The following is a 14,291-nucleotide window of genomic DNA, read 5'->3' as shown; positions in this document are numbered from 1 at the left end:
GCGGACGCCTTCTACCGGCTCAAGAACCGGCTCCAGGCCATCGAGCGGGACACCGATGTGGCCTGAGTGGACAACCAGGAGGCCAATCACAGTAGGTGAGCGAACGTGCCGACCGCATCGCAAAGAGGACCCAGCCTGTCCTAGATCCCTAATACCGTCCCGTCCATGAGCCATGAGGACACGTCAGCATCCACGTTCCGCTATTCGGCTGTCACCTTCGACTGCCCTGACCCAGCCGAGCTGGCCCACTTCTACGGAATGGCCCTCGGCCTGCCTGTGGTCTTCTCCACCGACGATTTCATCCTGCTCGGCCAAGAGGGAGCTGCCGGACTGGGATTCAGCCGGCTCACCGACTACCGCCGCCCCACTTGGCCGGACCCCTTCCAGGAGAAGCAGGCCCATATAGAACTAGGCGTCGACGACTTGGACACCGCTCAGGCTCGCCTGCTCGCTCTGGGGGCCGTCGCGCCCGAATTCCAGCCGGACCCCGACCGGTGGCGGGTCCTGCTGGATCCCGCAGGCCACCCGTTCTGCATCTCCACCCTGGTCTGAGCACGTTCCCTCTGAGACCGGTGCACATTTCTCCGTACTTGGTGGAGCACTCAGAACAGTACGGGGACAAGAGGACTCACCCGCTGTTCCCTACGCCCGCGGGGATGGTCCCAACGCGTCGGGAATCCATGTTCACCGTGGCCCGTCCCGGCAAGCGTTGGGAGCGCAGCGAAGTCAAGGTCTGCTCCCCGCGCCCGGGGGGAACCGGCACATCAACTTCCTGGGCCGCTACCTGTTCGACATCGAGGACAGCGGTCCCGGTCAGGGCCTGCGTGCCTTCCGGGACCCGGACGCCGTCGAGGACATCAACGACGAAGACTGATTCCGGACGGTGCATCAGGTCAGTTCGACGGTGTCCCCGAGTTGTACACATCCCGGCTGTTCGACCGTGGCCAGGGCGTCCAGCCGCATGTCGTGTGCCTGCGCAATGACTCGCAGGATCAGCGGGGAGTGCGGCAGGTCCTGCTGGGCCTCGTTGGTCATCACGCATCGCTCGCTGGAGCGCTGGAACCGTATGCACAGAGCATCGCCGATCCGGGCGGTCGTGCCGAACCACTCGTCTTCCACGAACGGAGGCGTGCCCGGAGGTGTCCGCACCAGGAGGTTCGGCCGAAACCGGCGCTCGTCGACGGGCACGCCGGGTACGGCCGCGCGGACCCAGTCGAGGGTGGCGGTGGTCAGGACGCTGAGGGGGAGCTGGTCGAAGTGCGAGATCGCGCCCTCGCGGGCCACTTCTACGTCGTTCCGGTCGAGGTAGTGCCGCACATAGGAGTTCGGGTCCGGTACCGGCTCGCCGTCCGGGGCCAGCAGTTCGGGCACCTCCGTGGCTGTTCCCCCTGGGTATCGGGACTGCAGCTGCAACAGTCCGGGCATGCGCCGGAACCGGCGCGTGTTCTTGCCCGAGCCGAACTTGCCTTCGGCGTCCCGCACAGCGTAGAGCCGGTCGCCGGCGAGGCCCCGGGCGTCCACGGCGACCTCGTCCAGCAGCTCACCGCCGATGGACTTGATGGGGTAACGCCAGATCCGTTCGATTGTGCCTAGCATCGTGCCCACATCTGTCCCTCCCGCGAGTTGCTTGTCAGTTGGCTTCTGCTCCCCGCTTCCGCGGGGGTGGTCCCGTCTACAACACCTATTTGGAAGGCCATTGGGGCTGCTCCCCGCACCATCGCTCCGACGAAGGACTCGGACGGTCCCGGGGCGGTCTGACCTGCAAGATCCACCTCGCCGGTGAAGGCGGGTGCCGGCCCTTGGCCTTCCTGGTCACACCCGGTCAGTGGGGCGACGCACCGCAGATGATTGAGGTCCTCGAACGCATCCGCGTTTCCCGACCGCAGGGCGGAAGGCCACGCAATCGGCCGGACCACTCGGCGGCGAGAAGGCATACAGCTCACGCCGCGATTGGCGCTACCTGCGAAGACGCCAGATCAAGCACACCATCCCCGAGCCAGAGGACCAGCGGGCCAACCGCAAACGCCGAGGCAGCAAGGGAGGCCGGCCCACCGGCTTCGACAGCAAGATTTCAGAACGCCGCAATGAGGTCGAGCGGACGATCAACCGGCTCAAGAACTTCCGGGCCGTCGCCACCCGCTACGACAAGAGGACCTACGTCTTCCACGGCACGGTGACCACCGCCGCGATCCGCTTATGGCTCCGGCCGTGATCACTTGGCAGGAAATCGCGCTTACCGGCGGTGAGCATGATGAGGGCAGATCGTCCCGCCACCGGTACCGCGGTTCACCTCGGCGGGTCCTCGCCCGTGAGCCCGTCGACGGATTCGCGGATGAGGTCGGCGTGACCGGCGTGGCGGGCGTACTCCTCGATGAGGTCAAGAAGAATGCGACGGAGGTTGGGGCGTTCGCCGCTACGGGTGGTGTAGGCACCGAGCTGGTCCAGCCCGCCTGTGTTGAGCGCCTCGTCGACGATGGCACGGGAGCGGGCGACTGATTCCTGCCAGAGAGCGCGCAGTTGCTCGGGGGTGTCCTCCGCAGCGGAGCGGTAGTCCCAGTCGGGAGTGTTGTCCCAGTCGACTGTGTCCCAGGGAGCCCCGACGGGGGAGCTGAGCCACAGCCGGGCGAAGTGGCTGTCTTCTACGTGCGCCAGGTGCTTGAGGAGGCCGCCCAGAGTGATTGTGGACGTGCCGAGTGTGGCGCGAAGGCCGGAGGCGTCCAGGCCGGAGCACTTCCAGGCCAGCGTGGCCCGCTGGCGTTCGAGGGCGCCGAGGATGGCTGCTGCCTCGGTGCCGGCGAGTGGAGGTTCTGGCCACGCTTCGGCTGTGATCTCAATCATGGCCGCAGACCTTAGCGAACCGATCTGACAGTGCAGCCGATGGGTGAGCTGCAATGAATCAACCACTCGAATCGACGAGATCCGCCGGACAGTTCCTAGGCGTGTCAGGGGTTCGGAGGGTTCTCGGCGCTCGGCTGGCCTGCTGGGCCCGAATTTCTCGTCGCCCGGCGGGTCTCATTTACTGGGCGGCCTTCCAGCGCCCTACCGGTCCCGTGGCCCCGGCGGATGCGAGTGCTCGGCAAGCCTCAGGGGCTCGGCGCGGTCAGGTACCGCTGGATCGTCGGTGCCAGCCATACCACGATCTCCGCCCGCGCCAGCCCCACCGCCGGCGGCATCCGCAGCACGTACCGCGTGAGCGCCAGCCCCAGCAGCTGTGACGCCATGAGTGCCGCCCGTGCCGGGACCTGCTCGGGGTCGGGGCACACCTGCCGGGCGACCGGCAGAAGCTGGTCCCGCAGGATGCCCTGCATGCGCTCCGCCCCGGCCTGGTTGGTCACGCCGACCCGCAGCAGGGCGGTGAGGACCTCGTTGTTCTCCCACATGTCGAGGAAGTGCTCGACGAGGATCCGCCCCGCGTCCTGCCGGCGGTCCGCCCCGCTCACGTCCGGCAGCCGCAGGTCGATGGTGACGGCCGCCGCGAAGAGGCCCTCCTTGTTGCGGTAGTACCGCATCACCATCGAGGGATCGATGTTCGCGTCCTTGGCGATGGCGCGGATGGTGGCTCGCTCGTAGCCGTCGGTCGCGAAGCGCTCGCGGGCCGCCGCGAGGATCGCGCCGCGAGTGGCATCGGAGCGGCGGGGGGCGCTGCCGGGAACCGTGGTGGTGCTGTCGCTGCCGTTCATGCCAACAAGCGTAGGCCAACGGGCGTAGGTCAACAAGTGTTCGCCAACAGTTGTTTGCCAACGTCTGTTGACATCCTTCTTGGCGCCACCTATCTTGGTCAACGAGCGTTGGCCAACAATTGTTGGCAATAGGCGATGGCGCAAGCAAGCGTTGGCAACTGGAGGCCACCATGAACGGCACCGCCACCCACCGCACCGTGATCGTCGTCGGCTCCGGCCCCACCGGCCTCCTCCTCGCCGGTGACCTCGCCACAGCCGGCGTCACCGTGACCCTCGTCGAGAAGCGGCCGCGCAAGATCAGCAACCTCTCCCGCGCCTTCGGGGTGCACGCCCGCACCCTGGAGCAGCTCGACGCCCGCGGCCTCGCCGACGAACTCCTCACCACCGGGGACACCATCACCGGCCTGCGGCTCTTCCGCCGCCTCTCCCTCAACCTGAGCACGCTGCCCTCGCGTTTCCCGTTCCTGCTCATCACCCCGCAGTACGAGGTCGAGCGGCTCCTGGAGCGGCGGGCCCGGGAGGCTGGGGTCGAGTTCGCGTACGAGAGCGAGGTCGTGGGGCTGCGGCAGGACGACGAGGGGGTCGACCTCGACGTGCGCGGCGCGGACGGGGCGGTCGTCACCCGCCGGGCGGCCTATGTCGTCGGCGCCGACGGTCACCGGAGCGCCGTGCGGGAGGCGATCGGCCTGGACTTCCCCGGTGTCTCCGTCATCAAGTCGCTGATCCTGGCCGATGTCCGGCTGGCCGAGAAGCCCGAGGGCGTCCTCACCGTCAACGGCCGCGGCGACGCCTTCGCGATGATCGCCTCCTTCGGCGACGGCTGGTACCGGGTCATGGGCTGGAACCGCCGCAACGAGGTCTCCGACGACGCCCCGCTCGACCTCGACGAGGTCAAGGAGATCACCCGTCGTGCCCTGGGCGCCGACTACGGCATGCACGACGCCCGCTGGCTCTCCCGTTTCCACAGTGACGAGCGCCAGGCACCGCACTACCGGGTCGGGCGGGTCTTCCTCGCCGGGGACGCCGCGCACATCCACTCCCCGGCCGGCGGGCAGGGCATGAACACCGGCCTCCAGGACGCCGCCAACCTGAGCTGGAAGCTCGCCGCGGCCGTCCAGGGCCGGGCGCCCGAAGGGCTCCTCGACAGCTACGAGGCCGAGCGCCACCCGGTCGGCAGGGCGGTGCTGCGCAGCAGTGGCGGACTGGTCCGGCTGGCCCGCGCGCGGAATCCGCTGCTGCGTGCCGCCCGCGCCCTTGTCTCCGCGTTCGTCGACATGGCCCCGCCCGTCCAGCGCAAGGCCCTGGGTCAGATCACCGGGATCGGCTACGCCTACCCCGCCCCCCGCGGCGCCCACCGCCTCACCGGCACCCGCGTCCCCGACGTCGCCCTGAAGGACGGCCGGCTCTACGAGGCGCTGCGCGGCGGCCGCTTCGTGCTGATCACGCCCGGGACGTACGAAGGCCCCGGTGTTCGTGAGGGGTGGCTGACCGTGGAGCGCTGGGCTGGCGACCACCGGACGACCGTCCTGGTACGGCCCGACGGATACGTGGCCTGGGCGGCGGAGGGTGCGGACGCGGCGGGGATCGAGGAGGCGGTGGCCCGGTATCTGGGCTAGGTGTACTCGGTCATGACGTTGGTGACAGTCGGCTGGTCGGTGGCCGGCCGCCGAGGCATGTATCAACAGGGAACTGCATCCCCGCGCCCGCGGGAGATCGGAGTCCCGCCGCAGCGCGGCAGGACCTCCGCGATCCGACAGCTCGTCCTCCAAGCCCCGGCCCCCGTCATCGCGAAGGCCCTCGGTCCACGACAAGACAGCCACCCGCCTGGTCACCGAAGCCGGAGGGACGTGGAGCCGATACGCCCCCCGGCGACCACACACGGTGGACCGCGACGACGCTCCTCACTCATGGAACGAGAGGCCCAGCTCACGCAGACGGGGCAAACGCTCTGCGAGGCATTGCTTCACTGACGCGGCATCAGTTCGCACAAGGATGTCCTCGCCCCGTACGGGATCTTCCAGCCCCCTAGCCAAATGATCTCCCACGGCTACAGTCAGCACTGGCGTAAGGGTGATCGACTGAGGGGGCGGGCGTTGGGCGGACGGGCCAGCACCGATGCCGGTCAACTTCCAGTGCTTTCCGTGCCGCAGTTCGTCGGGCGGGACCGGGAGGTCGCCGCGCTCGGCGGGGCGCTCGGACAACCGCCTGCCGTGGTCCTGATCGACGGTGAAGCAGGCATCGGCAAGACCCGGCTGTTGCGGGAGGTCCTGGTGCCCCAGGCCGAGCGTGGGCGTCGCGTCCTGGTGGGGGCCTGCCCGGACTTGCGCGTCCCGTACACGCTAGGCGCGGTGGTGGATGCTGTGCGCGACGGCGTTGGCAGCGTGTCCGGGCTGCGGCTCAGCGGCCTGGGCGGCGCGCTGCGCCCGTTGTTTCCCGAGTGGGCAGCCGACCTGCCCGAAGCGCCGGAGCCGTTGGAGGACGCAACCGCGGCACGGCACCGGCTGTTCCGGGCCTTCCTCGAGGTGCTCAGCCGACTCGACGTGGCTGTGCTGGCAGTTGAGGATGTGCACTGGGCGGACGAGGCGACCCTGGAGTTCCTGCTGTTCCTGGTTTCCCGCCGCCCTCAGCCTGTGAGCGTGGTCGTGACGTACCGGCGGGAGGAGGTGCCACCCGATTCGCTGTTGCTGCGACTCACCTCCCGACCGCCCGCCGACACCCACCTGGTGCGGCTGACACTGCAGCCGCTGGGGGTCGCGGACACTGCTGCGGTCGTCTCCTCGATGCTTGCCGATGGGCATGTCTCGGCCGAGTTCGCCGCCTTCCTGCACGCCCGGACGGAGGGCGTACCGCTGGCGGTGGAGGAGTCCGTGCGGCTGATGCACGACCGCGCCGACCTGATCCGCCAGGACGGCGGGTGGGCGCGCCGCCGGTTGGACCGCATCGAGGTGCCGCCTACGATCCGCGACGCCGTGCTGGAACGCGTCGGGCGGCTCCGACCCGACACGCGGACGGTTCTGAACGCAGTGACGGTGTTCTCCGGCCCGGCCGATTACGCGACCCTGAAAGCGGTGACCGGTCTGCCCGAGGACCGGTTCACCGCGCAGGCGGCTGACGCGCTGGGGTGCGGCCTGCTGCGGGAGGACGGGCCCTGGCAGTGGTCGTTCCGCCATTCCCTTGCGTGTCACGCCGTGTACGAGGCGATCGCGCCCCAGGAACGGCGTGCCATGCATCTGCGCGCTGGTCGTGCGTTGGAGGACTGGCCGCTGCCGCCGGTAGCACAGCTGGCCAGGCACTTCCGGCTGGCGGGCGATGCCGAGGCCTCGTGCCGGTACACCGAGCAGGCGGCCGACCTCTCCGCGCAGACCGGTGACGTCGCCACCGCGGCACTGCTGCTGCACAGCCTGGTCACCACCGTCGCCCTGCCGGTCGAGCCGCTGGTACGGCTCGTGATGAAGATCCAGTTTCAGTTGCTACCCGGCTCGGATCCGTACTCGAAAATCATGGAGTCGTTGCAGTCGGCGCTCCGTACCCAGCCTCTTACGCCGAAACAGGAAGCGCTGGTCCGCTTCCACATCGGACGGGTGCTCATGGCCGGGGGAGCCATGGAGGCGGGCCGGCTCGAACTACTGCGAGCGGTGCCCGACCTCGCGCCGGACGCGCTGGAGGCGGCACGAGCCCGAAACCTCCTCGCCCTACCCCTTGGGGATGCGAGGCCGGCCTCCGAGCATCTGCGGTGGCTGCGCGAGGCACCCGCGGTGGCGCCGTCGATCGCCCCCCACGAGCGGCTGCGCCTGTTCCTGGAACGCACCTTCGCGCTGCTCATGCTCGGTGAGGAGACCGGGTGGGCCGAGGTCCGGCAGATCCCGGACGACAGGACCAACCCGCGGGAGGCGGCGCTCGTCGCGACAGGCCACATGAACGTCGGCGAAGCGGCAATACGGTGGGGACGGTACGACGAGGCCACGGCACAACTGGCCAAAGCCCAAGCACTTGCCGAACGCTACGAGTTGCTGGGCCTCCTCGACGGCATCGCCGTTACGGCTGCCCACCTCGACTGGTTCACCGGTGCATGGGCGGGACACGTGGACCGGGCGGCGCGGCTGGTCAACGACGGCGACAGAGTGCGGCTGCAGGATCGATGCGAGATTGCCCTCGTGGCAGGCCTGATCCAGGCCGCTGCCGGTGACCGGCAAGGAGCGGAGAAGCATCTGCGCTTCGCCGAACGCGACGACCAACAACGCATCGAGGCCGCGGCCGCGCTCGCGCAGCAGTGCCTGCGCGACGGCAACGTCGAGGAGGCGCTCCGCCTCACCGACGAGCCGGTGGAGATTACCGTCGGCAGCGGCATCTGGCCCCGTGCCACCGAAGTTGCGCCGGTACGGGTTGCAGCTCTCGTGGCCGCCGGTCGGTCCGGCCACGCCGCGGATCTGGTGACCACCTTCGAACGGGCCTTGGCCGGCAAGGATGCTCCGGCGCCGCAGGCATCTCTGATGCTGTGCCGCGCAATCCTGGCCGACGCGTACGGCCGGCTCGATGACGCCGCGGCGTTGTTCGCCCGGGCGGCAGACGCATGGCAGGCCCTGCCGCGCCCGTACGACGCCCTTCTCGCCCGGGAGCGTCATGCCCACTGCCTGCTCGCCGCCGGCCGACACGAGGCTGGCCTGCCGATGCTGGCCGACATCTCGCGGGCGTTGGCGGATCTCGGCGCCGTCAACGACGCCGACCGGGTGGCACGGGCCCTGGGTGAGCGCGGGTGCAACACCCGGGTGGCGCGGGGCAGGGGCAGGCCGGGTTACGGCAACGAACTCTCCCCGCGCGAGCTGGAGGTGGCCCGACTGATGGTCGGTGGCCGGACGAACCGGCAGATCGCAGACGCGCTGACGGTGTCGACGCAGACCGTGGCCAGCCAGGTGAAGTCAGCCATGCGAAAACTGAACGTCACCTCGCGGACCGTCCTCGCGATCAAAGTCGTTGAACTGGGCCTCGTCGGCGATCGGAGCCGCACGCCGGTAGGCGACGAATAATTTGCACCGCCGTCGTCCGGCGACGAAGAAATGCGCGCATGAGCGAGCGGCGGATTAAATCCCGCATCTGACCAATCGAACCGGGACCGGGCTCGATTGCACACTCGTCACCATGCCACCCGCAGAACCGCCCACCCCAGAGCCAACAGTTGACCCAGCCGTGCCTGCACACCCGTCGAAGGACGAACCGGTGCCGCCAGGGCCGTCGACCAGCCCGTCGGTGCCGGGCCCTTGGGGTGCGGGTGGTGTCGACGTCGTCGGCGAGTATGAACCGCTCTAGCGAAGAGGCTCATGGGCGAACCGTGATTGCCAGTGGCGGCGAGAGCACCGTCCCGACCCCAGACCGCGCCTGCCCCAACCCAGTCCGCTTGCGAAGGCGGGGAGACCTCGGGGAGCGGGCGTCCGCGTGCCCTCCCGTCATACCTCTCAGGACATTCCTGACCGTATGAACTCTCAACAGGAGATCGAATAGATGAGACGAAGCCCGGCAACGAAGCGTCTCGGAAGACGCTTGGGCGCGGTAGCCATTGGTATGACCGTCTTCGGGACGGTCGTGTCGCCCACGGCGACACTCGCTGCCGAGCCGCCCCGGCAGGCGCCGCGTCCCCATGCCGCACAGCCGAATAACCTGGCAGCCTCCGCCGAAGACGATCGGAAGCGGCTCGTCGCGGCGTCCGGTGGGGCCGTCCCGGTGAAGCTGATCACTGGTGACACGGTGCACGTCGGCATCGACGCCGACGGCAAGCCGGTCGCGCGCGACATTCAGAGCGCGGCGCGGCCCGATGGATCCGCCGTCGTCTTTCACACCATCACTCGCAAGGGCAACGTGTACGTCGTGCCGAACGATGCCCTCGCGTTGCTCGACAACGGATTGCTCGACTGGGGGCTCTTCGACCTGAAGGAGCTGGTGACGCTCGTCGCGGCGGACAAGTCCGGAGAGGCCGGCGAGGTGCCAGTGCTCGTGACCTACGCCGATAAGGCCGCGGCTCACAAGGCACAGAAGGTTGCCGGAGCGACCGGCGGCAGAGCGCTCCCGAGCATCAACGGCCGTTCGATGGACATCGCCGACGGAGGCCGGTGGTGGCAGGGGGTGCGGGGCAAGAGGGACTCCGGCTCCGCTGCCCGGTCCGCGGGTTCCCTGGCCGGGGTCAAGAAGGTGTGGCTCGACGGGCTGGCCAAAATCGACCTCGAAACCTCCGTACCGCAGATCGGCGCGAACACCGCCTGGGACCGCGGCTACGACGGCGCCAGCGTTTCCGTAGCGGTGCTGGACACCGGCATCGACCCCAACCACCCGGACGTGTCCGGAAACCTCGTCGAGCAGGTCGACTTCACCGGCAACGCCTCCGGCGCCCGGGACGGGCACGGACACGGCACCCACGTGGCGGCCACGATCCTGGGCACCGGGGACGCGTCCAAGGGGCTGCGCAAGGGCGTCGCGCCCCGCGCCAAGCTGCGGGTCGGCAAGGTGCTCAGCGACAGTGGCTCCGGCGCGATGTCGTCCATCATCGCGGGCATGGAGTGGGCCGCCCATTCGGGGGCCAAGGTCGTCAACATGAGCCTCGGTGGTAACCCAAGCGACGGGACCGATCCGCTGAGCCAATCGCTCAACCAGCTCAGCCGTACCACCGGGACCCTCTTCGTCGTCGCGGCGGGCAACAGCGGCCCGACGAGCGGAACGGTTGGTGCCCCGGGCGCCGCCGACGAGGCACTTACCGTCGCGGCGGTCGACAAGACGGACAAGATGGCCAACTTTTCCAGCCGCGGACCGCGAGTCAGGGACGGCGCCGCCAAGCCGGATATCGCGGCTCCCGGTGTCGCCATCGTCGCGGCACGCGCCGCCGGCACGACGATGGGCACGGCGGTGGACGAGCACTACACCAAGGCCAGCGGAACGTCGATGGCCGCACCGCACGTCGCCGGCGCCGCGGCCATTCTCGCCCAGCAGCACCCGGACATGACCGGCCACGAAATCAAGGCGATGCTGATGGGCACCGCCGCCGACCTGGGACACGACGTGGACGCCCAGGGCGTCGGCCGAGTTGACGTCGCCGCGGCGCTCGATCCGAAGATCATCGCAAGCCGGATCGTGAACTTCGGCCGCCTGACCTACCCGCACGCGCCGCAGACGAAGAAGGTCACCTACACCAACCACACCGACGAGGCGATCACGTTGCGCCTTGCCGCGTCGATCTCCTCCGGGGACCAGCCTGCTCCGGCCGGCCTGGTCACCCCCAGCACCGAAGAGGTGGTCGTGCCCGCAAACGGGTCGGCCGAGGTGTCGGTGACCGTCGACGGCCGGGTGCTCGGCAGCAATGGGGTCTTCGGCCGCTATACCGGCCAGCTGGTCGCCCGGGACTCGACGGGCGCGGTGCGGGCGACCTCACGGGTCAGCACCTTCCTCGAGCCCCAGCGCCACCCGCTGACCGTCAACGTCGTCCGCCCGGCCGGCGCCACCGCCGTCCAGTACGGCAACGCCGCAATTCTGCCGGTCGACAATGAAGAGCTCCTGCACGACGGTCCGGTAGCCGTGCCCGGTGGGGAGACGATCACCGCGCCGCTCTTCGCCGGCACCTACTCCGTAGCTGTCCCCGTCAGCTGGCAGGACGCGTCCGGCGAATGGCACAATGCCGCACCGCTCGTGGCGGAAACGACGCTTGCCAAGGCGACCACGGTCACACTGGACCTGCGCAGGGCCAGACCGCTGAAGGTGCAGACTCCGGAGTCGACGGAGACCTACCATGCCTTCAGCTCCTCCGAGCGGGTCTCCGCGACCGGCGCGTGGGGAATGACTGCGGAGTTCAGGGCCGCATACGGTGCTGACGAGCCGAACTGGTGGGCGCTGCCGACCGGCAGGGTGAAGACGGGAACCCTCGCACACAGGACCTCCGCCGTGCTCACGACTCCTGTGGTCACCATGCGGGCCGTCGGTGGCGGTGACACCTTCAGCCTGTCCGCCCGCTACCAGTTCCCGGATGTCTCGACTCCCGTCGGGCTCTATCTGTGGGAGGACCAGGCGAACATCGGCACCCGGGAAATAATGGTTCGGGTTCCCCGACTGGCAACCGACCGAAAGGCGTCGGTGGTCCACGCGGGCACCGGCACCGCCGCTGAGCTCGCCAAAGTCGATGCACAGGGCAAGCTGGTGCTGGTGACACCGACCGACGTGTGCAAGAGCATTTGCAACTTTCCGAAGCTCCGGGACGAGCGGGTGGCGGCCGCTGCCGCCGCCGGCGCAATCGGCGTGCTGGTCGCGGCACCGGGCCTGACAGCGCTCGGTTCCAAGCCCTTGCCCGAGGCCCTCGAATGCAAGGGCGGGCCGCGCAATTGCCCCGCGGTCAAGCCGTACGCCGCACTGCCGGTTCTGAGCGTGGGCTACGCACAAGCAGAACGCCTGATGAAGCGGATCGAGGCCGACCCGTCGAATGTTCAGATCAGCATCGGTGGCAGGGCCACACCGACGGTTTACAGCGCGGCGTTCAGCGCCGACGGTCTCATCCCGGACCTGCCCTACCGGGTCAGGAAGAAGGAACTCAACCGGGTCGACCACCACTTCCACGCCGACCGGCCTGGTGAGGTCACCGATCTGACCTGGCAGCAGCACTCCCAGTCCGCTCCGGCGGTATCCCTGGAGATGCCGCGCACGGATACGCAGCAGACCCTGACCACATACGTCACGCGGCAGGACGATGCCCTCAACCGGTTCGGCACCGCCTGGACCGACGACACGGGTTGGCCTGGCAATGAGACGCAGGACGTAGTGCTGGCCACCAGGAACAACGTCCGTTGGAACACGGGACCGACCGTCCCGGGGGCCGTGCCGCAGGTGCGAACCAAGTCCGGCTTCACGGTCCAGACCGGAATGCTGTGCTCGGGCTGCCGGCAGGGCGACACCTTCTATCCGACCTTCTATCTGACCAGCAGCGCCGGCGCCCGCCAGGCGATGATCGGCATCGTCAACAACAACCACATCGCCGAGACCTTCTTCGGAGCATTCGGCTGCGAGGCACCTGCCTGCGACTTCAGGTTGCTCAACCAGTCCGGCCAGGAAGTCGAACGCCGCACGGAGCGACTCGAGTACAGCATCCCCCTCCCCTTCGGGAACCAACGATGAAGACCCACGCAGCCAAGAGGACTGACGCGATGAAGACAAGCGTGCCATCAACACGACGCCGGACGGGGATCCTCGCGGTGCTCGCAGCAGCCACAGCATGCGCACTCTCCGGCTGCACAGGGGACATCGTCGCCTACGACCTGCCGGCGCAGTCGGCCCGGTACACCTTCGAGGCAGAGACCAACGGGGTCAGGACGGCGTGGCAGTACACCTCCGCCAAGCCGACCAAGGCAGACACGTCGGAGCTGAGCCCGTGCATGGGCGACGTGCTCGGCAGCAACCCTGTGGCCTGCCGACCCGAGCCGCTGATCTTTCTGCGATACGACCTCGGTCTGGCCCTGGACAACACCGCCAAGGCCGGAGACATGCACGAGATCACGGTCACCGGCTACTACCAGGAGCGCCTCACCGCCCTGCCCAGGGTGACCTCGTTGAAGGCTGAGGTCAGCTTCGACGCCGGCAAGACCTGGCGCCCGTCGAGCATCAAGGCCGACGGGAAGAACACCTTCACCACGAAGATCAAACATCCTAAGCGGGACCAGGCCGCCAACGGCGTCGGGCTGCGGATCACCGCGACCGACAGCGAGGGCAACACCGTCGAGCAGACCCTCCCCACGGCGTACAAACTGCGCTGACGGGGCCACCACTGCAACGGTGAACCGACCCTAAGGTCACCGGCCGGGGCGAGATGAACTCTCGCCCCGGCCATCCGCGTTCCCTCGACACGCCAACAACCTCCGTCCGGCGGGCCACGGCAAACTCCGCGAATGACTCGCGTATGTGCTGCAGCGACGGCTATGCACCAGCTCCTGGCAGCGTCGGGGCCGACGGCTCGCGCAGGGGGTGGCCGGCCTCAGTTGACTGCCCAACGGAAGGGTATGCTCCGCCGTTCCGGCCGGCGGCGTCTGTTGAGAGGAGCGGAAGCCCAGTCCCTCAGGCATGGCGGGATCAGGGCGGTCGCCCGTGCCGCCGGTGTCCGTGAAGCCACTGTGTCCGTCGGAGTTCGGGAACTCGACCCCGCAGAGGACCCATGGGGACGCATCCGTCGGCCTGGCGATGACCGCAAACGCGTCGTCGACCTGAACCCAGCCATTCGAGAGCCGCGCTCCTCACGCTGGTCGAGCCCGACGTCCGCGGAGATCCCATGTCGCCGCTGCGCTGGACAAATAAATCCACTGGGTCCTCAGCACTTCATTGTGTTAGCCGCTGTTACGACCTCGTGCGTGATTAGCGGTGACGGCGGCTGACCTGGGTCGTTGGTCTGTGTGTGGTGGGGGTTGAAGCACGCAGGTTGATCATGTCGGAGCGTCGCGTCACGGGACTTTCGGCGTCTGTGATCGCTGATCTGGTGGCCGAGTTGGGGCCGGTGTGGCAGGCCCGAAGAGATGCCGAGCTGGCTGATCGTCCGCGTCGTCGGGCTGTGGGTGCGGGTGCGAAGTACAAGCTGGTCTTCGTCGACCGGCTCCTGGCCAC

9 protein-coding genes and 2 pseudogenes are annotated in these 14,291 nt (G+C 68.6%); 8 read left to right on the top strand and 3 right to left on the bottom strand.

The genetic code is table 11. From position 1 onward, the window contains the following. Positions 1-165 precede the first annotated feature (165 nt). Positions 166-552, top strand: a complete 387-nt coding sequence (locus ABZ070_RS28560; RefSeq protein ID WP_356638216.1) for a VOC family protein — start codon at positions 166-168, stop codon at positions 550-552. 157 nt (positions 553-709) lie between these two features. After that, the gene (locus ABZ070_RS28555; RefSeq protein WP_356638215.1) at positions 710-874 is read left to right on the top strand and encodes a hypothetical protein; all 165 of its coding nucleotides are present in this window, start codon (positions 710-712) and stop codon (positions 872-874) included. A gap of 14 nt (positions 875-888) precedes the next feature. On the opposite strand, the gene ABZ070_RS28550 is transcribed toward ABZ070_RS28555, so the two are convergent. After that, entirely contained in the window at positions 889-1,596 is a 708-nt protein-coding gene (locus tag ABZ070_RS28550) for an MOSC N-terminal beta barrel domain-containing protein (protein WP_356638214.1), read from the bottom strand. A 137-nt stretch (positions 1,597-1,733) separates the two neighbouring features. Here ABZ070_RS28550 and ABZ070_RS28545 point away from each other — a divergent pair. Next, positions 1,734-2,212: pseudogene (locus tag ABZ070_RS28545) on the top strand (IS5 family transposase); the annotation flags it as partial. A gap of 74 nt (positions 2,213-2,286) precedes the next feature. Here the strand turns inward: ABZ070_RS28545 and ABZ070_RS28540 are convergent. Continuing rightward, a complete protein-coding gene (locus ABZ070_RS28540) occupies positions 2,287-2,838 on the bottom strand; it encodes a DinB family protein (RefSeq protein WP_356638213.1) in 552 nt (183 codons plus the stop codon). Positions 2,839-3,083: 245 nt separating this feature from the next. Next, on the bottom strand, positions 3,084-3,680 hold the full coding sequence (locus ABZ070_RS28535) for a TetR family transcriptional regulator (protein ID WP_356638212.1): 597 nt from the start codon (positions 3,678-3,680) through the stop codon (positions 3,084-3,086). Positions 3,681-3,850: 170 nt separating this feature from the next. Here ABZ070_RS28535 and ABZ070_RS28530 point away from each other — a divergent pair, with 170 nt between their 5' ends. From ABZ070_RS28530 to ABZ070_RS28510, 5 genes and pseudogenes are all read left to right on the top strand, one after another. Further along, positions 3,851-5,296: an FAD-dependent monooxygenase gene (locus ABZ070_RS28530; RefSeq protein WP_356638211.1), complete on the top strand. Its 1,446-nt coding sequence runs from the start codon at positions 3,851-3,853 to the stop codon at positions 5,294-5,296. Positions 5,297-5,821: 525 nt separating this feature from the next. Continuing rightward, complete coding sequence (locus tag ABZ070_RS28525; RefSeq protein WP_356638210.1) at positions 5,822-8,704, top strand: AAA family ATPase; 2,883 nt, start codon at positions 5,822-5,824, stop codon at positions 8,702-8,704. A gap of 691 nt (positions 8,705-9,395) precedes the next feature. Continuing rightward, positions 9,396-12,818 (top strand): S8 family serine peptidase, encoded by a 3,423-nt coding sequence (locus ABZ070_RS28520; RefSeq protein WP_356638209.1) that lies wholly within the window; start codon positions 9,396-9,398, stop codon positions 12,816-12,818. Between the two features lie 77 nt (positions 12,819-12,895). Next, a complete protein-coding gene (locus ABZ070_RS28515) occupies positions 12,896-13,453 on the top strand; it encodes a hypothetical protein (protein WP_356638208.1) in 558 nt (185 codons plus the stop codon). Positions 13,454-13,696: 243 nt separating this feature from the next. Continuing rightward, positions 13,697-13,995, top strand: a pseudogene (locus ABZ070_RS28510) (ISAzo13 family transposase); the annotation flags it as partial. Positions 13,996-14,291: the final 296 nt, after the last annotated feature.

Source organism: Streptomyces sp. NPDC006283 (genome assembly GCF_040613325.1).
Taxonomy (GTDB): domain Bacteria; phylum Actinomycetota; class Actinomycetes; order Streptomycetales; family Streptomycetaceae; genus Streptomyces.
This window is presented reverse-complemented; position numbering and strand designations above follow the sequence as displayed.

Bases quoted from the DNA above. Each gene is read 5' to 3' on its own strand.
- ABZ070_RS28550 (WP_356638214.1), bottom strand. From the start codon at position 1,596: ATGCTAGGCACAATCGAACGGATCTGGCGTTACCCCATCAAGTCCATC.
- ABZ070_RS28540 (WP_356638213.1), bottom strand. From the start codon at position 2,838: ATGATTGAGATCACAGCCGAAGCGTGGCCAGAACCTCCACTCGCCGGC.
- ABZ070_RS28535 (WP_356638212.1), bottom strand. From the start codon at position 3,680: ATGAACGGCAGCGACAGCACCACCACGGTTCCCGGCAGCGCCCCCCGC.
- ABZ070_RS28560 (WP_356638216.1), top strand. From the start codon at position 166: ATGAGCCATGAGGACACGTCAGCATCCACGTTCCGCTATTCGGCTGTC.
- ABZ070_RS28530 (WP_356638211.1), top strand. From the start codon at position 3,851: ATGAACGGCACCGCCACCCACCGCACCGTGATCGTCGTCGGCTCCGGC.